Source organism: Streptomyces sp. NPDC002790 (assembly GCF_040295505.1).
In the GTDB taxonomy this organism is placed as follows: Bacteria; Actinomycetota; Actinomycetes; order Streptomycetales; family Streptomycetaceae; genus Streptomyces.
On the sequence record NZ_JBEOVM010000002.1, the window covers coordinates 111,129 to 134,993 of the forward strand.

The 23,865-nt window shown below is 70.1% G+C and carries 25 protein-coding genes; 12 read left to right on the forward strand and 13 right to left on the reverse strand.

The genetic code is table 11. The features are described 5' to 3' along the window. The first annotated feature begins 17 nt into the window (after window positions 1-17). Window positions 18-701, forward strand: coding sequence for a hypothetical protein (locus ABT004_RS01920; RefSeq protein WP_351330828.1), 684 nt, complete (start codon window positions 18-20; stop codon window positions 699-701). A gap of 30 nt (window positions 702-731) precedes the next feature. After that, on the forward strand, window positions 732-1,409 hold the full coding sequence (locus ABT004_RS01925; protein ID WP_351330830.1) for an AIM24 family protein: 678 nt from the start codon (window positions 732-734) through the stop codon (window positions 1,407-1,409). Between the two features lie 32 nt (window positions 1,410-1,441). Here ABT004_RS01925 and ABT004_RS01930 read toward each other — a convergent pair whose 3' ends face one another. Further along, window positions 1,442-2,335 carry an NADP-dependent oxidoreductase gene (locus tag ABT004_RS01930; protein WP_351330832.1) on the reverse strand — a complete coding sequence of 298 codons (894 nt, stop codon included), beginning with the start codon at window positions 2,333-2,335 and terminating at the stop codon, window positions 1,442-1,444. Between the two features lie 87 nt (window positions 2,336-2,422). Here ABT004_RS01930 and ABT004_RS01935 point away from each other — a divergent pair, with 87 nt between their 5' ends. Together ABT004_RS01935 and ABT004_RS01940 are read left to right on the forward strand one after the other, a co-directional pair. Continuing rightward, window positions 2,423-3,010, forward strand: coding sequence for a TetR/AcrR family transcriptional regulator (locus ABT004_RS01935; RefSeq protein ID WP_351330834.1), 588 nt, complete (start codon window positions 2,423-2,425; stop codon window positions 3,008-3,010). Between the two features lie 161 nt (window positions 3,011-3,171). Continuing rightward, window positions 3,172-4,689 (forward strand): MFS transporter, encoded by a 1,518-nt coding sequence (locus ABT004_RS01940; protein WP_351330836.1) that lies wholly within the window; start codon window positions 3,172-3,174, stop codon window positions 4,687-4,689. 38 nt (window positions 4,690-4,727) lie between these two features. Here the strand turns inward: ABT004_RS01940 and ABT004_RS01945 are convergent, their stop codons facing one another. From ABT004_RS01945 to ABT004_RS01955, 3 genes are read right to left on the reverse strand one after another with little or no spacing between them, the layout of a single operon-like run. After that, a complete protein-coding gene (locus tag ABT004_RS01945) occupies window positions 4,728-5,729 on the reverse strand; it encodes a 3-hydroxyacyl-CoA dehydrogenase NAD-binding domain-containing protein (protein WP_351330838.1) in 1,002 nt (333 codons plus the stop codon). Then, window positions 5,726-6,838, reverse strand: a complete 1,113-nt coding sequence (locus tag ABT004_RS01950) for an NAD/NADP-dependent octopine/nopaline dehydrogenase family protein (RefSeq protein WP_351330840.1) — start codon at window positions 6,836-6,838, stop codon at window positions 5,726-5,728. The genes ABT004_RS01945 and ABT004_RS01950 overlap by 4 nt, the downstream gene beginning before the upstream one ends. Before the next feature lie 17 nt (window positions 6,839-6,855). Next, on the reverse strand, window positions 6,856-8,256 hold the full coding sequence (locus tag ABT004_RS01955) for a spinster family MFS transporter (protein ID WP_351330842.1): 1,401 nt from the start codon (window positions 8,254-8,256) through the stop codon (window positions 6,856-6,858). Between the two features lie 213 nt (window positions 8,257-8,469). Between ABT004_RS01955 and ABT004_RS01960 the strand changes: the two genes are divergently transcribed. The 5 genes from ABT004_RS01960 to proP all read left to right on the forward strand — a co-directional run bounded on the left by ABT004_RS01960 (window position 8,470) and on the right by proP (window position 12,681). Further along, window positions 8,470-8,676, forward strand: a complete 207-nt coding sequence (locus ABT004_RS01960) for an EF-hand domain-containing protein (protein WP_351330961.1) — start codon at window positions 8,470-8,472, stop codon at window positions 8,674-8,676. Between the two features lie 146 nt (window positions 8,677-8,822). Continuing rightward, window positions 8,823-9,284, forward strand: a complete 462-nt coding sequence (locus ABT004_RS01965) for a pyridoxamine 5'-phosphate oxidase family protein (RefSeq protein ID WP_351330844.1) — start codon at window positions 8,823-8,825, stop codon at window positions 9,282-9,284. A 253-nt stretch (window positions 9,285-9,537) separates the two neighbouring features. Beyond that, the gene (locus ABT004_RS01970) at window positions 9,538-10,056 is read left to right on the forward strand and encodes a lytic polysaccharide monooxygenase auxiliary activity family 9 protein (protein ID WP_351330846.1); all 519 of its coding nucleotides are present in this window, start codon (window positions 9,538-9,540) and stop codon (window positions 10,054-10,056) included. Between the two features lie 133 nt (window positions 10,057-10,189). Continuing rightward, a complete protein-coding gene (locus tag ABT004_RS01975; protein ID WP_351330848.1) occupies window positions 10,190-10,915 on the forward strand; it encodes a chitinase in 726 nt (241 codons plus the stop codon). Between the two features lie 299 nt (window positions 10,916-11,214). Then, window positions 11,215-12,681: a glycine betaine/L-proline transporter ProP gene (gene proP, locus ABT004_RS01980; RefSeq protein WP_351330850.1), complete on the forward strand. Its 1,467-nt coding sequence runs from the start codon at window positions 11,215-11,217 to the stop codon at window positions 12,679-12,681. 55 nt (window positions 12,682-12,736) lie between these two features. Here the strand turns inward: proP and ABT004_RS01985 are convergent, their stop codons facing one another. Beyond that, window positions 12,737-13,486, reverse strand: a complete 750-nt coding sequence (locus ABT004_RS01985) for a polyamine aminopropyltransferase (RefSeq protein ID WP_351330852.1) — start codon at window positions 13,484-13,486, stop codon at window positions 12,737-12,739. Between the two features lie 108 nt (window positions 13,487-13,594). Beyond that, the gene (locus tag ABT004_RS01990) at window positions 13,595-14,323 is read right to left on the reverse strand and encodes an SDR family oxidoreductase (protein WP_351330854.1); all 729 of its coding nucleotides are present in this window, start codon (window positions 14,321-14,323) and stop codon (window positions 13,595-13,597) included. A 74-nt stretch (window positions 14,324-14,397) separates the two neighbouring features. Between ABT004_RS01990 and ABT004_RS01995 the strand changes: the two genes are divergently transcribed. Then, complete coding sequence (locus ABT004_RS01995; protein ID WP_351330856.1) at window positions 14,398-14,775, forward strand: MerR family transcriptional regulator; 378 nt, start codon at window positions 14,398-14,400, stop codon at window positions 14,773-14,775. Window positions 14,776-14,845: 70 nt separating this feature from the next. Here ABT004_RS01995 and ABT004_RS02000 read toward each other — a convergent pair whose 3' ends face one another. From ABT004_RS02000 to ABT004_RS02015, 4 genes are all read right to left on the reverse strand, one after another. Next, window positions 14,846-16,600: a family 43 glycosylhydrolase gene (locus tag ABT004_RS02000; RefSeq protein WP_351330858.1), complete on the reverse strand. Its 1,755-nt coding sequence runs from the start codon at window positions 16,598-16,600 to the stop codon at window positions 14,846-14,848. A gap of 54 nt (window positions 16,601-16,654) precedes the next feature. Continuing rightward, entirely contained in the window at window positions 16,655-17,164 is a 510-nt protein-coding gene (locus ABT004_RS02005; protein WP_351330860.1) for a hypothetical protein, read from the reverse strand. Between the two features lie 151 nt (window positions 17,165-17,315). Then, a complete protein-coding gene (locus ABT004_RS02010; RefSeq protein WP_351330862.1) occupies window positions 17,316-17,690 on the reverse strand; it encodes a hypothetical protein in 375 nt (124 codons plus the stop codon). A gap of 524 nt (window positions 17,691-18,214) precedes the next feature. Next, a complete protein-coding gene (locus tag ABT004_RS02015) occupies window positions 18,215-19,642 on the reverse strand; it encodes a dihydrolipoyl dehydrogenase family protein (protein WP_351330864.1) in 1,428 nt (475 codons plus the stop codon). Window positions 19,643-19,795: 153 nt separating this feature from the next. Here ABT004_RS02015 and trxA point away from each other — a divergent pair, with 153 nt between their 5' ends. Beyond that, window positions 19,796-20,203 carry a thioredoxin gene (gene trxA, locus ABT004_RS02020; RefSeq protein WP_351330866.1) on the forward strand — a complete coding sequence of 136 codons (408 nt, stop codon included), beginning with the start codon at window positions 19,796-19,798 and terminating at the stop codon, window positions 20,201-20,203. 100 nt (window positions 20,204-20,303) lie between these two features. Here the strand turns inward: trxA and ABT004_RS02025 are convergent, their stop codons facing one another. Together ABT004_RS02025 and ABT004_RS02030 are read right to left on the reverse strand one after the other, a co-directional pair. Further along, window positions 20,304-21,368 carry a LacI family DNA-binding transcriptional regulator gene (locus ABT004_RS02025; protein ID WP_351330867.1) on the reverse strand — a complete coding sequence of 355 codons (1,065 nt, stop codon included), beginning with the start codon at window positions 21,366-21,368 and terminating at the stop codon, window positions 20,304-20,306. Between the two features lie 76 nt (window positions 21,369-21,444). Then, window positions 21,445-22,515: a glycosyl hydrolase family 18 protein gene (locus ABT004_RS02030; RefSeq protein ID WP_351330868.1), complete on the reverse strand. Its 1,071-nt coding sequence runs from the start codon at window positions 22,513-22,515 to the stop codon at window positions 21,445-21,447. Window positions 22,516-22,586: 71 nt separating this feature from the next. Between ABT004_RS02030 and ABT004_RS02035 the strand changes: the two genes are divergently transcribed. Then, window positions 22,587-23,042 carry a type II toxin-antitoxin system PemK/MazF family toxin gene (locus ABT004_RS02035; RefSeq protein WP_351330869.1) on the forward strand — a complete coding sequence of 152 codons (456 nt, stop codon included), beginning with the start codon at window positions 22,587-22,589 and terminating at the stop codon, window positions 23,040-23,042. Here the strand turns inward: ABT004_RS02035 and ABT004_RS02040 are convergent. Next, window positions 23,027-23,863, reverse strand: coding sequence for a TIGR02452 family protein (locus ABT004_RS02040; protein ID WP_351330870.1), 837 nt, complete (start codon window positions 23,861-23,863; stop codon window positions 23,027-23,029). The two genes, ABT004_RS02035 and ABT004_RS02040, sit on opposite strands and share 16 nt — an antisense overlap. Window positions 23,864-23,865: the final 2 nt, after the last annotated feature.

Sequence of the window (23,865 nt, forward strand, 5' to 3'; positions counted from 1 at the left end):
GTGCACAATGCACTCCCGTGACTGAACCGCATCCGCTCCTCGCGTACTTCACCCGCGCGTCCGACGGTGGATTCCCGCCCTGCGACGGCGGTGTGACCGTGCTGCCGCCACTGCCCGGCGGCCTGGAATGCTCCGTCGCGTTCACCGGACACGCGGTCGTCGCCACGGCCCTGCCCACCGCCGACGTACAAGGACACGCCCCCGACGGCTACGGTGCCTCCCTGGCCCCCGACTTCCTGCGGTACCTCGCCGGACCCGCCGGATGGATCGGCTGCACCGACGCGACCCTCACCGCGCGGGGCACCGGAGGCACCCCACGTCTGGCAGACCTGACGCACGACGTGACTGACCACCCACGTGTGCTCCACGCCCGCGAACTGCGGGCACATGTCGAGGTCCACGGCGACGAGCGAGGCCTCATCACCCTCGCCGACGGCCTCGCGGGACGCCGCGAGCTGAGCATCGACCTCCACGCGTCCCACGGCGGCGGCCGAGGACACGGACGCTCCCTCCTCGCCGACGCCCTCTCCCTGGTCCACGACGGCGAACCGGTCTTCGCCGCGGTGTCCCCCGGCAACGCGCGTTCCCTCCGCGCCTTCTTGGCATGCGGCTTCACGCCACTCGGAAGCGAGGTGATCCTCCGCCCAGCACGGTCGGATCGCCCCGATCACCCCGAACGCCCCGCGCCCCAAGCCTTGTAGGAACGAGGCGCTCCGGGTCACGATGCCCGCATGAAGGGTGATCTTTTCGCGAATGAGTACATGGTGCAGCCCGCCGTCGCGCCGGGCATGACCGTCCAGAACGCCAAGTCGATCCGGTATGTGATCGACGGCGAGATGATGGCCCGGCAGGGGGCGATGGTCGCGTACCGGGGGAATCTGACGTTCGAGCGGAAGGGGCAGGGCGTCGGCGGCATGCTGAAGCGCGCCGTCACCGGGGAGGGGCTTCCCGTGATGAAGGTGCGTGGTCAGGGCGAGGCATGGTTCGCGCAAGAGGCGCAGAACGTGTTCGTCGTGGACATCGAGCCCGGCGACGTGTTCACCGTCAACGGCCGCAACGTGCTCTGCTTCGACCCCACCCTGACGTACGACATCAAGACGGTGAAGGGCGCCGGGATCAGCGGCGGCGGACTGTTCAACAGCGTCTTCACCGGGCACGGCCGGCTCGGACTCGTCTGTGAGGGCAATCCGCTGGTACTGCCGGTGTCCCCGCAGCAGCCCGTGTACGTCGACACGGACGCGGTCGTCGGGTGGACCGCCGGCCTGCGCACCTCACTGCACCGTTCGCAATCGCTCGGCTCGATGATCCGCGGCGGCTCTGGGGAAGCGGTTCAACTCATGCTGGAGGGCGAGGGGTTCGTGGTCGTCCGACCCAGCGAGGCGACCCCGCAGAAGCCGCAGCAGCACTAGGGCCGTTCTGACGACATCGGAGAAGTACCGGCTCAGACGACCAGGACCCGGCGTCCTCGCGTGTGCCCGGCGTGGCTGTCGACGTGTGCCGTCGCGGCCTCGGCCAGCGTGTACGACTTCTCGACCGGGATGTGCAGCTTCCCACGCGAGATGAGTGCCACCGCCTCGGCGAGGGCTTCCGGCACGCTCCCGGCCGCGCCGGAGAACCGGACCCCGAACTCGGGCGCACCGAGGTCGGCGATGGAGATCACCTTCCGGGGGTCCCCGGTCAGTTCGACGAGTTCGGGGATCACACCCGAGCCGGCCAGGTCGAGCGCCGCGTCGACCCGGCCGAACTCCCGGACCCGCTCCACCCAGCCCTCTCCGTACGTCGTGGCGTGGGCGCCCAGACCGCGCAGGTAGTCCTGGTTCGCCGCCCCGGCCGTACCGATCACGTTGATGTCGCAGTCGCGGGCGATCTGCGACACCGCCGAACCCACTCCCCCGGACGCGCCGCTGACGAGCAGCGTCTGACCCGGCCGGACGCCGACCTCACGGATGAGGCGCAGCGCGGTCTCCACCACGGAGGGGTACCCCGCGGCCTCTTCGAACGTGAGCCCATCCGGCATCCGCGCCCAGGCCGTGAGCACCGCGAACTCGGCGTAGGTGTCTACGCCTTCACCGAACACGCGGTCCCCGACCTCGACCCCTTCGACGCCCTCGCCGACCTCGTCCACCACGCCCGCGGCGTCCAGCCCGACCCCGGAGGGCAATTCGGTCGGGTGGGCGCCCAGGACCTGCCCCTCGCGGATCCTCCAGTCGACGGGGTTCACACCGGCCGCACGCACGGCGATGCGTATTCGGCCCGGGCCCGCGTGGGGCTCCTCGGCATCGATCAGGTGCAGCACGTCCGGGCCGCCGAACTCGTCGAAGCTCACTTTTCTCATACCGTCGAACGTAGCACTAACGGTTAGGTTTTCACGACCGATAGCTTTTCAAAACTGTTCCAAGCACGCATCTGCTAGCGTGCGGGCATGACCGAGCCGCAGTCCGGACGTCGCGAGCGCAAGAAGGCCGCGACCCGCCAGAACATCGCCGAGACCGCCCTGCGGCTCTTCCTGGATCGCGGGTACGACGCCGTGGGTATCCGAGACGTGGCCGCCGAGGCCGACGTCGCCGTCACCACGGTCTTCTCCCACTTCGCCTCGAAAGAGGCCCTGGTGTTCGAGCAGGACCAGAACTTCGAGCAGCGCCTCACGCGGGCGGTCACCGACCGGGCGCCGCACGACCCGCTCGTCCCCGCCCTGCGCCACGAGATCGAGGCCCTGGTCCGGCACTGCACATCGGACAGCGCCGCACCGATCTGGCAGATGATCGAGTCGTCGTCGGCCCTGCGGGAGTACGAGGAGTCGATGCGGCTGCGGCACGCGGAGTCGCTGGCCGCGGCCATCGCCGACGACCCCGAACTGCCGTACACCACCACGGCCTGCCGGACGATCGCGAGATTCGTGATCGACGCGTTCGCGCTGGCCCGCGAGGCGGCCGATCCGGACTCCGCACTCGACGAGACCTTCCGGATGATCGACGCCGCCTGGGCGGCCTGCCGCCCCGTCACGACCTGAGCGGGCCAGGAGCCGCCGCCAAACCGGCTGGAAGTCGGCGCGCGGTGCGCTCGCGTGTTCCTCGCCAACAGCGGCTTCGTCGCCGCGCCCGAGAAGACCTGCCACGCCCGATCCGGCGCCGACGGTCGCGTACGTACGGCGGCTCCGCCAGAATGTGGCCGATGGCAGCGACGGCCGACCCCACTCCCGACGCCGCCCCCGGAGTCCGGCTCTCGTCGGCGCGCGGGCGGTGGATCCTCGCGTGTGTGGTGCTGGCCTCCGGCATGGCCATGCTCGACGGGACGGTCGTCAATGTCGCCCTCCCGACCATGGGGCGGGACCTCGGCGCCTCTCTGTCCGCGCTGCAATGGGTCGTCAACGCCTACATGTTGACGCTGTCCGCGCTACTCCTGTGGGGCGGCGCGATGGGCGACCGGATCGGCCGCCGACGGGCGCTCGTCCTGGGCGTGGCATGGTTCGCGGTCGCCTCCGCGGCGTGCGGGCTGGCGCCGAACGAGGGCGCGTTGATCGCGGCGCGGGCGCTGCAAGGAGTCGGCGGGGCGCTGCTGACACCCGGATCGCTGGCGTTGGTGCGGTCGGTGTTCCATCCCGACGACCAGGCGCGGGCGGTGGGCGCCTGGTCGGGGCTGACGGGCGTGGCGGGGGCGCTCGGACCGTTCCTCGGCGGGTGGCTGATCGATGGGCCCGGGTGGCGGTGGATCTTCCTCATCAATGTGCCGATCGCCGTGGTCGTGCTGGTCATCGCGGTGCGGTACGTGCCCGAGAGCCGGGACACCGCGGCCGCGGACGCCCCGTTCGACCAGGTCGGCGCCGTGCTCGCGGCGGTGTGTCTGGCCGGGGTGAGCTACGCGCTGATCGGGTCCTCGGGCGGCACGTTCTCCGTGGCGACCGGCCTCGCCGCGCTCGTCGGGGTCGTGGCCGGTGTCGCCTTCGTGGCCGTGGAGCGGCGGCGGGCCGCACCGATGCTGCCGCCGTCACTGTTCCGCTCGCGCCTGTTCAGCGCCGCGAACGCGATGACACTGTGCCTCTACGCGGGCATCGGCGGCATCCTGTTCATGCTGCCCGTCCATCTTCAAGTCGCCCTGGGCTACGACGCGTTGGAGGCCGGGGTGGCCACCTTGCCGGTGACGGCGCTGATGCTGCTGCTGTCGCCGAGGGCCGGAGATCTGGCTCGCCGGGTGGGGCCGACGCCGCCGCTGGTCGTGGGGCCCGCCATCGCCGCGATCGGGGTACTGCTGATGCTGCGGGTCGGTCCGGGGTCGTCGTACGCGGCCGATGTGCTGCCCGCGGTCGCCGTTCTCGGGCTCGGCATGAGCCTCTTCGTGGCCCCGCTGACGACGACGGTCCTCGCGTCGGTGGAACCGGAGCACGCCGGTCTCGCCAGCGGCGTCAACAACACGGCGGCGCGGGTCGCGCAGCTGTTGGTGGTGGCCGCGCTGCCGCTGGCCGTCGGCCTGTCGGGCGATGCCTATACGCGGCCCGAGGCCGTGGACACGTCGTTCCACCGGGCGGCGGCCGGCTGCGCCGTGCTGTTCGTGCTGGGCGCCGCCACGGCAGCCCTGTTCATCCGGCCACGTGCGGTGCGCCCACGCCTGAAGGACGCACCCCGCCCCCAGTGCCGCTCCCATCTCGGCGTCTCCGCGCCGGCGTTGGAACCGGGCAGCGAGCAACGACCGTAAATGCACGCACAATCCGGGCGCCGGCCGTCGGGAGCGGCTCACCGGTCGCTGTCCGCAGGCCTCCCCGGTCGTTCCGACAGCGGGGACGCCGCGCGGAGTTCGGGGCCGCGCAGGCTCAGAAGCTCCTCGAACTCCCGCATGCGGCCCGCCTGGTACGCGGCGATGCTCTCCGGGTCGTACGCGTAGAAACCGGCATGGTCCTGGAGGCCGCGGCGGTGGGTCGCCATGTTCTCCTCGACGACGGCCGGCGCGCGGAACCGGTCGCCGAGCTGGGCGGTCAGGTAGCGGGAGGCGTAGTACAGGATGTCTCCGCCACCCCAGTCGATGAATTCCAGCGGGCCGAGCACGGAGAAGCGCGTTCCGAGGCCCGCGCGTACCGCCAGGTCGATGTCGGCCGCGGTCGCGACGCCCTCCTCGACCATGCGGGCGGCCTCGTTCATCACGAGGGCCTGGAGCCGGGGGACGATGTAGCCGGCCGCGGGGCCGCAGACGACGGGGATCTTCCCGATCCGGCGCAGCAGTTCGGTCATCCGCTCCACCTGCGCGGGGTCGGTACGGTCGCTGCGGCTGACCTCGACGAGGGGCATGAGGTCGGCGGGGTTCAGCCAGTGCGCATTCAGGACCCGGCTCGCGTCGCCGACCAGGTCGGCGATCTCGGTGACGAGGAAGGTCGAGGTCGTCGACGCGATGAGCGCGTCGGCCGCCACATGCGCGTCGACCCACGACAGGATGTCCCGCTTGACCTCGATGACCTCGGGCACGGCCTCGAACACGACGTCCGCCTCGGCGAGCCGGGCCTGTGCCGCTTCGCGATCGCACACAGCGAGCGTCGCCGGTCGCCCGGAACCGGCCTCGCATCGCAGGCGCGCCCTCACCTGTTGCTCGGCCGCCTTCCGGTAGTGCGCCCGGTCCTCGTCCGCCTCCTTGACGTCCGCGAGGGTGACATCGAGCCCCGCGGTCAGGAAGGCACGCGCGATGCCCTGCCCCATGCGCCCGGCGCCGACCACCACCACGTCGATACGTCGCTCCGTGTCCGTCATGCCGGCACCCCTTCGTGAAGCAGCTTGGTCAGTGCAGGACGGGAGAGCCGGTCCAGGCCGAGGGACTCCAGCGTGCGTCCTTCGGCGTACAGGTCCTTGCCGGTGACGGCGGACGCGACGCTCAACAGGCCCTGCGCGACGGGGGTGTTGACGTCGGCCCAGCGCCCCACCGACACGAGGAACGACAGGCCGAGGCGGGTGTCCTCCAGCATGTAGCGGTGGCCGAGCAGGTCGATCCGCTCCCGCCAGTCGCCGCTGTCCGTGAGCCGTTCGTGGGCCGCGCGGCCGTACATCCACTCGTCGCCGTCCGCCGCGTAGTGATCGGCGAGCGGGAAGTGCGGGGCCGCGTAGCCGAGCGCTTCGCGGACCGCGACCCGTTCGGCGTCCAGGGCGTCGGTGACCCGCCGGACGGACGGCTGGGTTCCTTCGTTGTGGATGTCCCAGGACGAACTGTGCTCCAGGGGACCGGCGTTCATGAGGATGAGCGGAGGATGGATCACAGGACCGGCATTCATGAGCGCGCCGCTGAGGCTGTCCTCGACCGGCTCGACGGACGGATAGGCCTCCCGCAGCACGCGGAACGCGGCGTCGGACGAGCGGGCGGGGAAGACGCCGGTGGGCAGCCGCGTCGCATACCCGCTCACGACCACCTCGTACGGTCCGTGCGTACGCGCCAGATAGGGCAGCGTGCCGGTCTCGGCGAACGCGACGTCCGCCGTGTTGCCCGCTTGCGCCATTGCCTTCGCGAAGAGCATCGTTCCGAACGTGCCCGGCGGCAGGAACACCACCTGCCCGTCCTGGAGCAGCGGCGCCACCCGGGCCGCCAGGTCCTCGTGCACGGTGGCCGGCAGCGGTACGACGACGAGTCGCGCGCCGCGTACGGCTTCCGCGAGGTCCGCGACGGGCTGGATGACCCCCGCGCGTGCCGCGTCGCTCACCGGTACCTTCCTGCTGCCGCGGTGATCGCGAACCGCGAGGGCGCCGAGCTCGCGCAGTCCGTCCAGCGCCTTGGCGTCCCGCCGCCACCAGCGCACGGTGTGGCCGTTCTCCGCGAGTTCCGCCGCCGCGGCGAAGCATCCGTGCCCGCCGCCGAGAATGGTGATGTCCATGTGTGCTTCCGTTCCCTTCAGTTGAGCGTACGAAGCGTGGTGTCCGGTTCCTGCGCGGCGAGCCGTTCCTCGCGTGCGAGGCTGCGGCGGAAGTGTGCGCAGCCGCGCCACAGCAGCACGATGCTGCCGACCGAAGCGACGCCGTACACGAGTGACAGGGACGTACCGATGCGCTCGCTCGACCCGAGCAGTTCGTCGGTGACCAGCGCGACGAGCGTCGTGCCGAGGCCCACGGCGGTGAGGTTCGAGATGAGCAGGAAGACGGCGGACACCTGGGCGCGCATCTGGTTCGGGCTGAGCACCTGCATCGCGGCGGTGGACGCGGGCATCGGGAACGAGGCGAAGAACATCGTCACCACGAGCAGCGCCAGCGACAGCCACAGGGGTCTGACGTGCGGGAAGACGATGACCGGGACGAGCATGCCGATCGCGCCGATGACACCGGCGCGCATCGCCCCGTCCGGGTGACCGAGCTTGGTGAGCCGGTCGACCAGCCATCCGCCGAAGAGCACTCCTGAACCGTTGGCCAGCAGGACGACACCGCCCAGCACATAGCCGACCTCGGTCGCGCTCAGTCCGAACGCGCGCATGTAGAAGGCCGGCAGCCACGCCATGAGGCCGAGCAACACCATCGCGTAGCAGGAGAATCCGGCGTAGTGACAGATGAACGTCCGGGCATGGCTGCGCAGGAACGTGAACACGTCGCGCATGGCCACCTTCCGTACGGCTCCCGCGGAGTCCCGTGCCAGTCCGCGCCGCACCGGGTCGCGGACCGTCAGCAGGAACACGAGCGCGACGAGCAGTCCGGGCAGACCGATGACGAAGAACGTCAACTGCCAGGCGCGCACGTCGCCGACGAGCGGCAGGGACACCTGGTCGACGTCCTGGAGCAGCCCGATGACGTACCCGCCGATGATGAACGCGGTGCTGCCTCCGATGAACGAGCCGAGCGAGTAGATTCCGGCCGCCCGGCCCAGCCTGCTCTTCGGAAACATGTCGGCGAACATCGAGTACGCGGACGGGGTCAGCGACGCCTCGCCCACCCCCACCCCGACGCGGGCCAGGAACATGTGGGCGAACCCCTTGCTCAGCCCGGAGAGCGCAGTGGCAAGGCTCCACAGCGCGATGCCGATGGAGATGATCACGGGGCGCGAACGGCGGTCGGCGAGCGCCGCGATGGGCAGCCCCATCACCGAGTACAGGACGGAGAAGGCGAGCCCGCTCAGGAGACTGAACTGCGTGTCTGTCAGGCTGAGATCACGCTTGATGGGTTCGATCATCAGCGACAGGGCCTGCCGGTCCACGAAGGACAGGACGTAGGCGGCCGTGCAGATGCCGACGATGTAATTCTTGTACCGCTCGGACATACGGGGTGCGGGTTCGAGGTCGGTTTCGGACAGCTGCGACTGCTCGGTCATGGGACGGCGCCTCATCGGGTCTGGGTGCGACGAGTTGAACCGGATCAACGAGTTGAGAGGCTAGCCACGCCCAACTCGGCCAGCCATCCCGGGAATCCCGGTGCGGGGTCGGGGATTTCCCGCATCACGTGGGGCGGGAAAGAGCCGGCCCGCGGAGGTCCTAGAGTGGGGGCGGTCTTGAAACAGCAAGGAAATGGGGCACACGTGGTCGACATGGCAGCCGCGGCGCAGAAGGTCTTCGACCGGTACGACGTCGACGGGGACGGGCAGTTGACTGCCGAAGAGTACCGGCAGGTCGTCGCGGAGCTCGGTGACACGGGTGTCACCACGGAGGCTGCGCAGGCCCTCATCGACACCATCGACACCGACGGCGACCGGCAGGTCTCGTTCGAGGAGTTCCGGGCCTCGATGGGGCTCTGATCCCCGACACACCAGTCGCACCCACCTGTGCCCCCGTATCTGCGGATACGGGGGCACAGGTGTGTGCGGGCTTGGTGTGTCGGTCGCTGGGAGTAGGTCCTGCGCCCGAGGCGTGCGTCGCGCCTGCCTGGCTAGGGTCGGCCCGCATGGAGACCACAGGAATTGTTCGCCGCCCGAGGGCGGAGCGAACGCGCGATGCTCTGGAGCGGCTCGCCACCGAACGGGACGTATGGGTGTCGTCGGCTCACCCCGAGCACGGCCCGCACCAAGTGCCGCTGTGGTTCCTGTGGGACGGGCGGGCGGTGTGGCTGTGCACCGGCGCCACGTCCGCGACCGCGCGAAACGTCGGCGTGGAACCGCGCGTGCACCTGTCGCTGCCGGACACCTTCGACGTACTGCTCGTCCAAGGTGAGGCGGAGTGTTTCCCGGACCAGGAAGTACCGGAGGGCGCGGCGGACGCGTTCACGGACAAGTTCGGGTGGGATCCGCGCGCGGAGGACGGCGACTTTCTGTACGTACGCGTGGCCCCGCGGACGGTACGCGCCTGGCGTGGCGAGCCGGAACTGCGCGGACGCGTCATCATGCGGGACGGAGAGTGGCTGGAATAACGGCCGCCCCTCGGTCCACGCCGGGCCCGAGTTCCCCGCGAAGACCTTGACACGCTCACGACCACTTGTATGGTCTAGTCCAAGCAACGGCCGTTCAGCTCAAGGGAGTTCAGGGTTCACCCGCGCCATCCGCCGGGTGGACTCCCTCCTGCCTCCACCTTCGCGCCTCTTGGCCCCACCCTCGAGAGGCCGACCCGGGCGTGCGCCCCCACTTCACGCACGCCCCGGGAAGACCTGAAGTGAAGGAGTACGCATGAACGCCAGAAGGAAGACCGCCGCACTCATCGGCGCGGCCCTCGCCCCGGTCATCGCCATCAGCCTTCCCGCCGGTTCGGCGAGCGCCCACGGCTACATCTCCACCCCGCCCAGCCGGCAGGCGCAGTGCGCGGCGGGCACCGTCTCCTGCGGTGAGATCACCAACGAACCGCAGAGCGTCGAAGGCCCCAAGGGGCTGACGAGTTGCAGCGGCGGCAACAGCCGGTTCGCCGAACTCGACGACGACTCCAAGGGCTGGCAGGTCACTTCAGTCTCCCGTAACACCACCTTCGAGTGGAAGCTGACGGCGCAGCACGCCACCAGCACCTGGGAGTACTTCGCCGGTGGTCAGGAGATCGCCGAGTTCAACGACAACGGCGCGAAGCCCGGCGCCACGGTCACCCACGACGTCGACTTCGGTTCCCTGACAGGGCATCAAAAGGTGCTGGCCGTCTGGAACATCGCCGACACGGCGAACGCCTTCTACGCCTGCATCGACGTGAACGTGGGCGGCTGAGCGAGCACCTCGGTACGGCGGCGCCGCGGGTCTTCCCCCACGGCGGGCCCCGCCCGGCCCGTCACGGCCCACGGCGCCGCACCCCCACCCCCACCAACCCCCCACCACTCTCCCTCGATCGGAGTGCTTCGCCATGCGCTTCCGCATGCTCACTCTGCTGTCCGCGACCGCATCCGCCGCCACCCTCGGGGCACTGGCCCTGGCCGGCCCCGCGTCCGCCGAAAAGGTGGACGCGCAGGCCGACTTCGTCGTCAGCCAGAGCCAGTTCGACCAGATGTTCCCGGGCCGGAACTCCTTCTACACGTACGAAGGCCTGACCGCCGCCCTCAGCGCCTACCCGGGGTTCACCGGCACGGGCAGCGACACCGTGCGCAAGCAGGAGGCCGCCGCCTTCCTCGCCAACGTGAGCCACGAAACCGGCGGCCTGGTCCACGTCGTCGAGCAGGACACCTCCAACTACCCGCACTACTGCGACAGTTCGCAGTCGTACGGCTGCCCGGCGGGCACCGACAAGTACTACGGACGCGGCCCGATCCAGCTCAGCTGGAACTTCAACTACAAGACCGCGGGCGACGCGCTCGGCATCGACCTGCTCAACAACCCCGACCTCGTGCAGAACGACGCGGCCGTCGCCTGGAAGACCGGCCTGTGGTACTGGAACACGCAGACCGGCCCCGGCACCATGACCCCGCACAACGCCATGGTCGACGGAGCCGGATTCGGCGAGACCATCCGCAGCATCAACGGCACCCTGGAATGCAACGGGGCGAACCCCGGACAGGTCCAGAGCCGTATCGACAACTACAAGAAGTTCAGCCAGGTACTCGGTGTCGACCCGGGCGCCAACCTGAGCTGCTGAACCGAGAACACCGCCGTCGGTGAGACGGCGTCGCGCGCCCGTGGCGGAACCCCCGCCACGGGCGCGCTTGCCTCTTCGCGTCCTGGACGACACACGGCGGAAGGGTGTGCCGAAGCGGTTGTCGGGAAACCGTCCCGAAGTGCGCCGAGTGATCAATGTGCGGAGACTCGGCCCTGACGAGCAGAGATGAGGACGACAGGGAGAGGCGGCATCGGCACGTGGCCCACACACCTTCCGACGGCCCGACCGGCGGCCCGAGCACCAGAGGCCGCAAGCGTATGCCGGAGACAGTCGCGGGCATGCCCCAGCACGTACGGGAGGAACTCGCCCGCCGCCTGCGGCGCACCAAGCGGGCCTACCGCAAGCAGGACGTCCAGGTCGTCGAGAAACCGCTGCTCAAGCGGGCTGTCAGCGCCTCGGCGCTCGGCAACTGCATGGAGTGGTTCGACTTCGGCGTCTACAGCTATCTCGCCGCGACCATCGGCAAGGTGTTCTTCCCCGGCGCCTCCCCTGGCGCCCAGCTGATCTCGTCCTTCGCAACATTTGCTGCCGCATTCGTGGTGCGACCGCTCGGCGGCCTCGTGTTCGGGCCGCTCGGTGACCGCATCGGGCGGCAGAAGGTGCTCGCCACCACCATGATCATGATGGCGGCCGGAACATTCTCGATCGGACTCATCCCGAGCTACGAGACGATCGGAATGGCCGCTCCCATTCTTCTGCTCGTCGCCCGAATGGTGCAGGGCTTCTCGACCGGTGGCGAATACGGCGGAGCCACCACCTTCGTCGCCGAGTATTCGCCGGACCGACGACGTGGCTTCCTCTCCAGCTGGCTCGACTTCGGCACCTTCGTCGGGTACGCCCTGGGCTCCGCGCTCGTCACCGTGCTGAACGCGGCTCTGTCGGACGACCAGATGTTGTCCTGGGGCTGGCGCCTGCCGTTCCTGATCGCGGGACCGCTGGGGATCATCGGCCTGTACATGCGGCTGAAGCTGGAGGAATCCCCCGCCTTCCAGCAACAGCTCGACGACCACGAGAAGAACCTCGCGCAGGACTCGGTCGGCAGCGAGTTCAAGACCATCGTCCGCGCACACTGGCGCCCCCTGCTGGTGTGCATGGGCCTGGTCCTGCTCTACAACGTCACGAACTACATGGTCACGGGCTATCTACCGACCTATCAGACGGAAACGCTCAACCGCTCCAGCGGCTCGGCGGACGTCCTGGTGCTCATCGGCATGGTGTGGATCGTCATCCTCATCACCTTCCTCGGGCGCCTCAGCGACCACATCGGCAGGCGCCCCCTGTACGCGGGCGCGGCGATCGCCATGATCTTCCTCGCCGTCCCCGCCTTCCTCCTCATCAAGTCGGCGGGCACCTGGCCACCCATCTTCGGCGTGCTGATCCTGTCCACACTCCTCGCGTGTTTCGCGGCGCCGAGCGCCGCCACGCTGCCCGCGCTGTTCCCGACCGCGGTGCGGTACGGGGCGATGGGCATCGGCTTCAACTTCGCCGTGGCGGCGTTCGGAGGCACCACCCCACTGGTGACGGAGGCGCTGGTGAACGCGACCGGGAACAAGCTGATGCCCGCCTACTACTTGATGGCGGCCGGGGTCATCGGCCTGATCACCGTCAAGTTCCTGCCGGAGAGCGCACAGTTGCCGCTCAACGGCTCCCAGCCGATGGTCGGCTCGGCAGAGGAACAGAAGGAACTGATCGACACGTCACAGGACTTGTACCGATACGCCAAGGAAGAGTCCTCGACACACTGAGACGCACTGAGACGCACTGAGACGCCACTGACCGACTTCATCGCGCCCCGCCCCGTCACGCCACCGCATTGCGAGCGACGTAGACGGTGTTGGTCGAGGCCCCGCCCTGAAGTGGGTTGTCGAACTCGACGACGTGTGCGGAGGTCTCCACGAAGGCCTTCGCGAGCACCGAGCCGAACTCGTCGTCCGGCGGGTCGTTCGACCACAGCGCGAACACTCCGCCGGGAAGGAGCAGTTCGGCCAGCGCGGTCAGACCTTCCTGGCTGTAGAGCGCTGCATGGCTGGGGTGCAGCACGTGCCGCGGCGAGTGGTCGACGTCCAGCAGGATCGCGTGAAAGCGCCGACCGGGAGTCTCGGGGTCGAACCCGCGCGGGGCCGCACCGGCGCCGTCGTCCGTGCTCCCCGCCGCCATCGCGAAGAAGTCCCCGTGCACCAATCGGCACCGGGGGTCAGACGCGATGGCCTCGCCCAGGGGTACGAGCCCGCGCCGATGCCAGTCGATCACCTCCGCGAGCGCGTCGACGACGATCAGCGAACCCACCCGCGGATCGTCCAGCGCCGTACGGGCCGTGTACCCGAGCCCGAGCCCGCCCACGACGACGTCGAGCTGCCCCTCACCCGACCCGGCCAGACCGAGTCGGGTGAGTTCGACCTCCCCCTTGGTGAAGAGGCTGGACATCAGATACTCGTCACCGAGCTTCACCTCGTAGACGTCCTGGCCCGACACCGGGTCCCGCCGCCTTCGCAGGCTGATCTCGCCCATGGGCGTCGGACGCCAGTCGATCTCCTCGAAACGTGCGCTCATCCTGGGTCCTTCTCTGTCGTTGCGCGCTGCCGCCGGCGGATATGGGGTGCGCCCCAGGAACGTACCCCTGCCGCATGGTTCACCCATGCACCGCCGGCCGGAGGTTCCTCAGGCCGCCGTCAGCGACGCCAGCGCGCGGTCCATCGCGGCGGTGAACTCTTCCGGCGTCAGCGACAGCCGGGCCTTGACGTCCCGGCTCCACTGGTCGGCGAGGACCTCGGTGGAGCCCGCCTCGACGCCGTCGAGCGCCGCGTCTGCCAGGTCCGCAGGCGCGAGCTTGGCCACCGGCCAGCCGGAGGCCATGTCGGTGTCGGCCAGGCCGAGGTGCACCGCCGTCACGAGCGTGCCCTGCTCGGCCAGCTCCAGGCGGACGCCGTTGGTCATGGCCCAGGCGGCGGCCTTGGTCAGGTGGTACGCGTTGGCACCCGCGCCCCCGAACCACGACATCGCGGAGAGGACGTTGACGATCGCGCCCCCGCCGTTCCCGGCGAGCGCCGGCGCGAACTCCCGGATCATTCCCAGGTGGCCGAACATGTTGGTCTCCAGTTCGAGCCGTACCGCGTCCAGCGAACCGGTCACCAGGTCGGTCCCCGTCTGGATCCCCGCGTTGTTGACGAGCAGCGAGACGTCCGGGGCGGCCTCGGCGGCGGCCCTCACGGATGCGGGATCGGCGATGTCGAGGGGCAGCACCTCGACCCCGGGCAGGTCGACGGTCTCCGGACGGCGGGCCGTCGCGTAGACCTTGCGGGCGCCCCGTTCGAGCAGGCGCTGGGCGAAGGCGCGGCCCAGGCCGCGGTTGGCTCCGGTGACGAGGGCGACTGAGTTGTTGATGTCCATGTCCGGTACGCTAAAACCTGACGCTGACGTCAGAGGCAAGCGCCGCCCGCCAGGATCAGGGTGAGAGGGATCACATGACCGTCACAGAGTCCGCGGCCGAGCGGCTGATCCGCATCGGCGAGGTGGCACGGGGTGCCGACGTCTCCGTACGCGCCGTGCGCTACTACGAGCAGCAGGGGCTGCTCGTCGCGGAGCGCAGCCCCTCCGGCCAGCGCCTCTACCGGCAGGACGCCATCTCCCTGGTCCGCTTCTTCCAGCGGATGTACGCCGCCGGCCTGACCAGCCGAAGGATCACGGAACTCCTCCCGTGTTGGGACTCCGGGCACACCGACGCCGAGCAACGCGCCATGCTGCGCGCCGAGCGCGACCGCATCCAGGCCAAGGCCGACGACCTCCAGGCCGCCCTGGACCGCCTCGACGAGGTCATCGCGATCACGGACACGCATCCGTAGGCACGGTCGACGACCGGACGCCGCACCGCGATCTACGGCCGGAGTGCTCGCCCTCAGAACGGCCCCGAACTCACCGCACCACGACCGGCACCGTCACCCTCACCGTCTGGGGTCGGGTCCCGTGGCGCGCCTGGTGCACGTCGCGGTACGAGCCGTCAGCCCGGCGCCGCTGGTACACCAGCGTCAGCCGTGCCGCGCCCTTGCGCAGCCCGCGCAGCGTCACCGTGCCGTCCTCGACGCGTACCGACGCCTGCCCGGCCGGCCGCAGTTCGGCCCGCACCCGATTCCCCGGCGCCGACAGGTCGAACGCGGCGCCCGCGGCACTGCGCACCGCACAGGCGACGTCCACCGTCTCGCCCACGCGCACCGCGGCCGGTCGGGCGGTGAGCGTGAACGGCGCGGTTCCGGTGGGCACGGGTTCGTCGCCGGTGGACTGGTCGATGGTGAGCAGCGGGCGGCCCGCGGCGTCCACGTGGTGGTCGTCGATCCGCAGCCGCTCGGTGTAGACGACTCGGTCGGGCGACGTGGGCGACGTACGGCCGTGGTGCACGTAGTACAGCTCGCGGCCGTCCGGCGATGAGGTCTGACTGCCGTGGCCGGTGGAGTACATCCCGACGTCGGGATTCTGCGAGAGCACCGGGTTGTTCGCGTATTTGCGCCACGGGCCCAGCGGATGCTCCGCGACGGCGTAACCCACCCCGTAGTACTCGTTCTCGAAATTGTTGGCTGAGTACGTCAAGTAGTAGACGCTGCGCCGCTCACCGGCGTGGACGTACGTGTGCCGCCAGGCCGTGGAGCCCTCTTCCCAGCGGCGGTCCTTCTTCGAACCACCCGACGTCTCATGGTCGTTGACGTGTGCGTCCTCCCACGGCTGGGGGTCGGCCGCGTAGGTGAGGACCGGCACGAACCCGTCCCGGCGCCGCGCATCGGATTCGGTCCCCGCGTTGGCGTCGACGTAACGGGGCTCAACGGTTGGCATGGTGGCGCCCTCGGGATCCCGCCACCAACCCGTAGTCAGCTCGACGGCGGCGATATTGGACTCCTCGACGTACTTGCCGAGCCGGGTGTCCCAGACCCAGTTGCGGTAGGCGTTACTGGAGAAGTACAGATAGATCCGCCCTTCGTCGAAGAGCAGGTTCGGGTCGATCATCGGGATGTAGGAGCCCAGCGGCGCGGTGCGCCCCTCCTCCTCGGTGGCCGGCGGGGTGAGCTGGTCGGCTCCCATGATCAGATTGACGTCGTGGTAATCCGGCTTGTACGGGTGGTAGTCGAGCGGCCGGTCGTCGATGTTGCGGAACGGACCATCGGGCGTCCGGGAGACGGCGACCCCGATCGAGCACGGCTCCTCGAAGTCCGCGTAGCCGAAGTACTGTTCGGAAAGCGCGCTGCCCATGCGGGCCGCATAGAACAGGTAGTACAGACCGGTGTCGGAGTTCCGATACACCTCCGGCGCCCAGAACCAGTCCTTGCCCCACTGCTTCGGGTCATCGGCGCGCAACGCACCGCCGGGCAGCCGCTCCCACGTCGACAGGTCGGGCGAGCGGTGCACACCGAAGTAGAAGCCGTCGTCCGAACCGCCCGTGCAGTACGCGTAGTAGTAGCCGCTGGGCTCGTCGAACAGCACGTAGGGGTCGCCGCCCGACGTCGTCGCGTCGTTGACGTACGTGGCGTCGGTGACGGTGGACGCGTGCGCACCACGGGCGGGCCGCCGCTCGGCGGCAACGGCGGCGCCGGGCACGAGCACCGCGGCGGCGAGGGCCAGCGTCCCACCGAGGACGGCACGTCTGGCGGGCGGGAACGAGGGGCTTGCCGGCTCGCGGCTCATGACGGCACCTTCTTCTTCAACGGTACGGCGGACAAACGAGGTTGGGGCCCTCGGTCAGCAGCCGCCACAGTTGTAGAACGTCACGTCCCAGTGGTTTCCCTCGTCCGCGTACACGTTGCCGGACGTGGCCTTGTACTGCGGAGCGCCGTCGCCGCGCAGACCGATGTAGGTGAAGTGGTTCTTGACGTAGCTCGTGACGCAGGTGTTCTTACCGAAGTCCAGCTTGTAGCCGTTCCAGTGCGAGTACGTGCCGCTCGCGTGGCCGGTCTCGGTGCCACCCGTGATGTTGAGCGCGCACCCACTGGCTGTCTTCAGCGTCTGGGCTCCCTGGGCGGTGGCGAGATTGAGCTGGTCGAACGATGTGCACGTGGACACATTCCGGTCGGAACAGCCGCCGGACGACGACCAGGTGATCCCGACCGACCTGAACATCGACGTCGCCGTCGCATGCGAGATCTTCGTGGCGGCGAACGCGTCGGTCGAGTTCGCCAGTACGCCGAACCCGGGGGCGACGAGAGCGCCCGTGGTGAGGGCGAGTGCGGTGAGCGCGGAGCGGATACGCATGGGGAATCGCGGCCCTTCCTGCCAGTGCCTGAACGGGGTGTGACAACTGTGACGCAGGTGGATCGGCACAGATCGTGCCAGGGTCTACGCGCGTGCGGAAGACCCGGCAGCGGGTGGAACTGCCAGTCGGGCCAGGGCGGTTACCCCAAACCTATCGCCCTACGACCGCCACCCCGCCCTCGTCGCCGCCCGGCACGGACCCGATGGTGCCGCAAGCTGTGACGATACTCTTCGCTCGCGGGTTGCAGGTGACCTTCCACAGGTAGACCCTGTCCTGCCCGCCGTCGCCCAGCATCTGCTGCCAGCGCGGGTCTGTCAGATCGGGTACGACGTCCAGTCGCGATTGGGTGACCTCGATGTGGTAGGGGGCTCTGGTGGCGGCAAGTTCCGCGTGTGCGTGCCAGATCAGCGCGTCGCCCGCAGTACTGCCTGCCTGGGGCGGCGACAGCGGCACCTTCCTGCAGCCCGCGGACCGTGAACTGTTCGTCGAACTCCGGGTGTCCGATGCGCAGGTCGTCAGGGCCACCGAAGGCACGCGAGACGCGGCCTGCACGGCGTACGGAGAAGTCGCCGACAGAGTAGGGAAGTTGTGTGGCCCACGCGGCGACGACCATCGGTTTGCCACTGTCGTCGTCGCCCGCTCCAGGGAACGACAAACGGGGCACGGTGGCCTGGAAGGAGCAGGCAGGGCGGCCGAGGTAAGTGCCGTAGCAGTAGTCGGAGGCAAGTCGTTCCGGGGCCCCGCCGGGCGGGAACGGCTCGTCACGCATCAGCCTGGCGATGTCCCCGTTCCGGGGGCGCTCGATGAGCTGCCAGCCGAGCCGCTTCGTGAACTGGTCGTACTTGCCCAGCTCCCCGCGCCGCTTTCGGCGCCGCCAGAGCGAGGAGACGACGCCGAGCAGCACGACGAGGACCGCCGTAACCATGAACTCCTGCACGCTGTCGGACTGCGTCACCCCTCCCCTTGCCCGGCGCCGCTTCGCCCGGCGGGGCCGACGGTACGCAGAATGCCCTGGGAGTCTCAAACGCGCTCGGCGGTCCGTCGTCGATCTAGCCGCGATACGTCTCCAGCAACCGCAACCACACCTCGCTGATCGTCGGATACGCCGGTACCGCGTGCCACAGCCGGTCGATCGGGACCTCGCCCGCGATGGCGATCGTCGCCGAGTGGATGAGTTCGCCGACCGCGGGGCCGACGAACGTGACGCCCAGGAGGATCTCGCGGTCGAGGTCGACCACCATGCGGGCCATGCCGCGGTAGCCGTCGGCGTAAAGGCCGGAGCCCGCCACGTTCGCCATGTCGTAGTCGACCGCGCGGACGCGGTGGCCCGCCGCCTCCGCCTCGGCGAGGGTGAGGCCCGCGCTCGCGGCCTCGGGGTCGGTGAAGACGACCTGGGGGACGGCGGACGTGTCGGCCGTCGCCGCGTGGGCGCCCCAGCGGTCGGTCTCCAGGAGCGGGACGCCCTGCGCGCGGGCCGTGATCGCGGCGCCCGCGATGCGTGACTGGTACTTGCCCTGGTGGGTGAGGAGCGCGCGGTGGTTGGCGTCGCCGACGGCGTAGAGCCACGTGCTGTTCGTGACGCGGAGGCTGTCGTCGACGTCCAGCCAGGAGCCGGGTTTCAGGCCCACCGTCTCCAGGCCGATGTCCTCCGTACGCGGCGCGCGGCCGGTCGCGAAGAGGATTTCGTCGGCTTCGAGTGTCGTGCCGTCGTCGAGGGTCGCCGTGACCGTACCGGCGGGCGAGCGCTCCACCGATGTCACCGAGACGCCCGTGCGGAGCTCCGCGCCCGCCTCCCGCAGTGCGTCGGCCACCAGCTCGCCCGCGAACGGTTCCATGCGCTCCAGCAGGCCGCTCCCGCGCACGAGCACCGTGACCTGCGAGCCGAGTGCCTGCCAGGCCGTGGCCATCTCCGTGGCGACCACGCCGCCGCCGACCACGATGAGGCGGCCCGGCGCCCGGTCCGCGCTCGTGGCCTCCCGGCTGGTCCATGGTTTGACCGCGTCGAGGTCCGGGAGCGGGGGCAGGGCTGCGCGGGTTCCCGTGCACACGGCGACCGCGTGGCGTGCCGTGAGGGTGGTCACCGTGCCGTCCTCGGCGGTGACCGTGACGCTGCGCGGTCCGTCGATGCGGCCGTGGCCGCGGTACAGGTCGATGCCGATGGACTCCAGCCAGCCGACCTGGCCGTCGTCCTTCCAATGTGAGGTGTAGTCGTCGCGGTGCGCGAGGACCGCCGGGGCGTCGAGCGGGCCCCGGACCGCCTGGCGCAGGCCGGGCACCCGGCGTGCGTCGGCGCGGGCGATCACCGGGCGGAGCAGCGCCTTACTGGGCATGCACGCCCAGTACGAGCACTCTCCCCCGACGAGCTCGCTCTCCACGATGGCGGCGCTCAGGCCGCCCGCTCGCGCGCGGTCGGCGACGTTCTCGCCGACAGGTCCGGCTCCGAGCACTACGACGTCGTACGCGATGGCTTCCGTCATGCGCCCCAGTCTCTCAGTGTGGTCCCATGTGTGGGTGCCGAGCACATGGGTACGAGCGCGGAATACGTCCGACATCCGGACGGTTGTGAGCACAGCGGCTTTGCCCCCGACGGCTTCGCCCCGAACCCCGGAAGCAGGAAGAGGGAAAACACCATGAGCAGCACCACCACGGAGCTGACCAAGGACAACTTCGATCAGACGGTTACGGAGAACGAGTTCGTACTGATCGACTTCTGGGCTGACTGGTGCGGGCCTTGCAAGCAGTTCGCCCCGGTCTACGAGGAGACCGCTGAGGCCAATCCGGACCTGGTGTTCGGCAAGGTCGACACCGAGGCGCAGCCGGAGCTTGCCGCCGCTTTCGGGATCCAGTCGATCCCGACGCTGATGATCGTGCGTGACCAGGTCGCCGTCTTCGCGCAGCCGGGCGCGCTGCCGAAGGAGGCGCTCGAGGACGTCATCGGTCAGGCCCGCAAGCTGGACATGGACGAGGTCCGCGCGTCGGTCGCCGAGCAGCAGGCGAAGGCCGAGCAGGAGGGCCAGGGGCAGGGTCAGGAGGGCTGAGACTCCCCCCGTCACTCGACTGTCCGCGAGGCGGTCGCCCAATGGGCGGCCGCCTCGCGGCATGATCATCCCTCAACAGCGGCCGTCAGGTCAGCAGTCGTCAGGCCGATTCGCGCGCCACCAGCGTCACCGCCAGCACCTCGCGCGGTTCCGGTTCCGGTTCCGGTTCCGTGTCCTGGTCGGCGTCCCGAGCCGGGTCCCTGACCAGGCGGTCCACCAGTTCGGCGAGCTCCCGGCCCGAGGGCAGATCGAGCCGCACCGTGCTCAGGCGGGGGCGCAACAGCCGGCCCAGCATCAGGTCGTCGGCGCCCATCACGGCGACGTCGCCGGGGATGTCGACGCCCGCGTCCTGCAACGCGCGCATCAGCAGCATGGCGTACTCGTCGTTGTACGCGAACACGGCGCCGAGCCCCAACCCACTTACCTGTGCGGCGACTTGGGCCGCACCCTGCTCGTCGTACGCGAGCGGCAGCGGCACCGTCTCCGCGCCCGCCCCGCGTACGCCCTCCAGGCGCGGCACCGCGAACGTGTCGAGGCCCGGCTCCCTCGGCATGACCACGCCGATACGCCGGTGGCCACCGGCCAGGAGGTGCGATGCGGCGACGCGGCCGACCTGCCGGTGGTCCGTGAGCAGGGCGTGCGCGCCCTCGACAGGCTCCGGACCGAGCGTGATGACGGCGCGGGCGCCGGAGCGGCGGAGCACGGCGATGCCATCGGGGCCCATGCCGACAGGGCCGAGCACGGCGACGGGACGCAGTTCGGCCCAGGCGCGGGCGGCGGCGTCGCCGCTGAGGCCCACGCCGCCGTACTGCACGACGGTGTAGTCGAGGCGGCTCAGCGCCCACTGCAGTTCGTTGAGGAAAGCGCTGTACAGAGGCCCGATCGGCACGTCAGGGGACGGGACGAGGACGATCCGGGTGTGTCCCGCGCGCAGGCTGCGGGCGGCGGCGTGCGGAACATAGCCGAGTTCCTTCGCGGCCTCGTGGACCCGTCGCCGGGTCGGCTCGCTGATGCGGACCGCGCTCGTGTTGTTGAGGACGTAGCTGACGGTGGCGCGCGAGACCCCGGCGAGGCGCGCGACGTCGGCGCTCGTGGGCAGGGCGCCGGATGTGGGCTTGTGGGGCGCGGACGGCTGGGCGGACTGCTGCTTCGGTATCTGCACCATGACGTACGGCATCCTTGCAGACGCCGCCCAGCGGCCGCCGCTACCCCTGCCCAGCCGGCTGCGGCCACCCCCTGCGCTAGCCCTGCGCCAGGGTCTTCCACAGTTTCGGGTCCTCGAAGTTCAGCGCCCACAGGACCGTGTTGCGTACGCCGTATTTGCGCAGGACGGGGAGGTGTGCGGCGGTGCCGGCGGCGTCCTGGTACCAGACGGTGCGGCGGGTCGCCTTCTTGCCCTTGCCCTCCTTGTACGTGAAGTGGGGGGTGCGGGATTCGGGGTCGAGGGCGTAGCGCGCGCCGACCTTGCGGCGCAGCTCCTCGGCCGACTTCGACGTGACATGCCGGGCGCGCTCCTTGCCGCCGCGGGCGCCGCCCACCTTCCAGTTCCAGCCGTACGCGGGCAGGCCCATCTCCAGCTTGGCGCGCGGGACTTGGGCGGTCGCGAGGGACAGGATCTCGTCGTACCACTGGGGCGAGGCCAGCGGTCCCGGCTTGCCCTCCGCGGAGTGCAGGTTGTACGCCATGATCCGGATGCGGTCGGCGGCGGCACCCAGCCTCTCGTAGTCCCAAATGCGGCCCGTCGAACGGGTCTTGGGCATCACGGTCAGGAAGCACTTCTTATCGGAGGCGTGCAGGCGCGCGCAGAGTTCGGTGGCGAAGGCGGTGTAACCGGCGCGCACCGCACGGTACTTGTCGTCGGGGGCGGTGGCGATCGACTCGTAGTCGATGTCGAGCCCGTCGTAGGAGCGGCTGCGGACGACGTCGAGGAGCGCGTCGATGTGGCGGGTGCGGGATTCGCGGCTGTTCAGGACCTTGGCCAGGGCGCCCGACTTCATCGTTTCCATGACCGTGGGCACGACCTGGATGCCTCGGGCGTGCAGTCCGTTGATGATGCGGCGCTCGCCTGCGCCGGGGTGTCCTACGACGCGGGCCGCGGATTTCGTCTCGTACCAGAAGGGGCTGATGGTGCGGATCTGCGCGGCGTGCTCGAGAGCGTTCTGGTAGGCGGCCTCCTGGTCCCAGTACGGGAGCCATGCCGAGACGGTGCGCGGGGGCGCGGCTTCGGATGCGGCGGGGCCGGAGGGCGCGGCAGCCGTGAGGGCGAGGGTCCCGGCGAGGACGCAGAGGACGGTGCTGTGGCGTCGTTTCATGGGGCGAGCCTGCGGCCCATCCGGCGTACCCGCCGCAGGGATTGGGCCGGTCGGCGTCTAACGTGACCCGCGTGACTGCCTACACGGATGACCAAGCGTACGAACACCCCGGCCGCGGCGGCGCGACGGCCACGGTGGAGGCCGATCCGGCCCGGGTCGGGAAGGTGCGCACCGAGTACGCGCCCGCGCACGACGGCGACCCGGATCCCGGCGAGATCGTGTGGACGTGGGTTCCGTACGAGGAGAACGACGGGCGCGGCAAGGACCGCCCGGTGCTCGTGGTCGCCCGGGAGCCGGGCGGCACGCTGCTGGCGGTTCAGCTGTCCAGCAAGCGGCACGACAGCGACCGCGAGTGGGTGGCGCTCGGCTCGGGCCCCTGGGACAGGGACGGCCGGGATTCGTGGGTGGACCTGGACCGTGTGCTGCGCGTGCACGACAAGGGGATGCGCCGCGAGGCGTGCGCCCTGGACCGCGGCCGGTTCAACACGGTGGTGCTGCGGCTGCGGGAGCGCTACGGCTGGCGCTGATCCGCCGGACTGAAGGCGCGCTCGAACGCGGAGCGGGTGGCCGTGTCCTTCGTGCGGTCGAGGACGGCGAACACGACCTGCTCGAAGTGGTGCGCGAAGCGCCCTTCGAGCAGCGTGCCGAAGGCCTCGGCGACCTGCCCCGGGTCGTTGCGGAACACGCCGCAGCCCCAGGCCCCGAGGACGAGCCTGCGGTACCCCTCGACCGCCGCGACCTCAAGGACGCGCTCGGCGCGCACGGCCAGGGCCGCGGGTATCTCGTGGACCCGCTCGGGGGTTCGCTGCGTGATCACTCCCGCGTTCGGCGCGGGTGACGTCAGGAATCCGGCCTCGAACGGCGCCTCCAGCAGCCGGCCCTGGTCGTCGCGGAACACCGGGACTCCCGGCGTGTGGATGACGCGGTCGCTGTAGAAGGCGTCGCGGTGCTCGCGGTGGTGGGCGTAGAACTCGGGCGCCTCGATCAGGCACGTGTACAGGGCGGAGCAGCGGCAGAGCGCCTCCTCCTGGGCCTGCGCCCCGTTGAGGTAGCCGCCTCCCGGGTTGCGCGCCGAGGCGAAGTTCAGGACGGCGACCGGCTGCGGCCGCTCCCCCGCCATGCGGCGCGCCGCCTCCAGGCTGCTCTCGCCCGTGACCTCGACGTCTGTCCGGTCCACCGGCGGTATCGGTGGCACGGGCACCGGGTCGGGCCCGTACATCCCGGTGCCCGCCCGCGCCCGCGCCACCGCGGCGCCGATCGTCACCACGCGGCCCCCGTCGTCCGCGTACTCCCCCGATTCGACGATCTTCTCCGTGCTCCGCGCGAGCTCGCGCAGTCGCGCGCTCACGC

Bases quoted from the DNA above. Each gene is read 5' to 3' on its own strand.
- ABT004_RS01925 (WP_351330830.1), top strand. From the start codon at position 732: ATGAAGGGTGATCTTTTCGCGAATGAGTACATGGTGCAGCCCGCCGTC.
- ABT004_RS01930 (WP_351330832.1), bottom strand. From the start codon at position 2,335: ATGAGAAAAGTGAGCTTCGACGAGTTCGGCGGCCCGGACGTGCTGCAC.
- ABT004_RS01935 (WP_351330834.1), top strand. From the start codon at position 2,423: ATGACCGAGCCGCAGTCCGGACGTCGCGAGCGCAAGAAGGCCGCGACC.
- ABT004_RS01940 (WP_351330836.1), top strand. From the start codon at position 3,172: ATGGCAGCGACGGCCGACCCCACTCCCGACGCCGCCCCCGGAGTCCGG.
- ABT004_RS01945 (WP_351330838.1), bottom strand. From the start codon at position 5,729: ATGACGGACACGGAGCGACGTATCGACGTGGTGGTGGTCGGCGCCGGG.
- ABT004_RS01950 (WP_351330840.1), bottom strand. From the start codon at position 6,838: ATGGACATCACCATTCTCGGCGGCGGGCACGGATGCTTCGCCGCGGCG.
- ABT004_RS01955 (WP_351330842.1), bottom strand. From the start codon at position 8,256: ATGACCGAGCAGTCGCAGCTGTCCGAAACCGACCTCGAACCCGCACCC.
- ABT004_RS01960 (WP_351330961.1), top strand. From the start codon at position 8,470: ATGGCAGCCGCGGCGCAGAAGGTCTTCGACCGGTACGACGTCGACGGG.
- ABT004_RS01965 (WP_351330844.1), top strand. From the start codon at position 8,823: ATGGAGACCACAGGAATTGTTCGCCGCCCGAGGGCGGAGCGAACGCGC.
- ABT004_RS01970 (WP_351330846.1), top strand. From the start codon at position 9,538: ATGAACGCCAGAAGGAAGACCGCCGCACTCATCGGCGCGGCCCTCGCC.
- ABT004_RS01975 (WP_351330848.1), top strand. From the start codon at position 10,190: ATGCGCTTCCGCATGCTCACTCTGCTGTCCGCGACCGCATCCGCCGCC.
- proP (WP_351330850.1), top strand. From the start codon at position 11,215: ATGCCCCAGCACGTACGGGAGGAACTCGCCCGCCGCCTGCGGCGCACC.
- ABT004_RS01985 (WP_351330852.1), bottom strand. From the start codon at position 13,486: ATGAGCGCACGTTTCGAGGAGATCGACTGGCGTCCGACGCCCATGGGC.
- ABT004_RS01990 (WP_351330854.1), bottom strand. From the start codon at position 14,323: ATGGACATCAACAACTCAGTCGCCCTCGTCACCGGAGCCAACCGCGGC.
- ABT004_RS01995 (WP_351330856.1), top strand. From the start codon at position 14,398: ATGACCGTCACAGAGTCCGCGGCCGAGCGGCTGATCCGCATCGGCGAG.
- ABT004_RS02000 (WP_351330858.1), bottom strand. From the start codon at position 16,600: ATGAGCCGCGAGCCGGCAAGCCCCTCGTTCCCGCCCGCCAGACGTGCC.
- ABT004_RS02005 (WP_351330860.1), bottom strand. From the start codon at position 17,164: ATGCGTATCCGCTCCGCGCTCACCGCACTCGCCCTCACCACGGGCGCT.
- ABT004_RS02015 (WP_351330864.1), bottom strand. From the start codon at position 19,642: ATGACGGAAGCCATCGCGTACGACGTCGTAGTGCTCGGAGCCGGACCT.
- trxA (WP_351330866.1), top strand. From the start codon at position 19,796: ATGAGCAGCACCACCACGGAGCTGACCAAGGACAACTTCGATCAGACG.
- ABT004_RS02025 (WP_351330867.1), bottom strand. From the start codon at position 21,368: ATGGTGCAGATACCGAAGCAGCAGTCCGCCCAGCCGTCCGCGCCCCAC.
- ABT004_RS02030 (WP_351330868.1), bottom strand. From the start codon at position 22,515: ATGAAACGACGCCACAGCACCGTCCTCTGCGTCCTCGCCGGGACCCTC.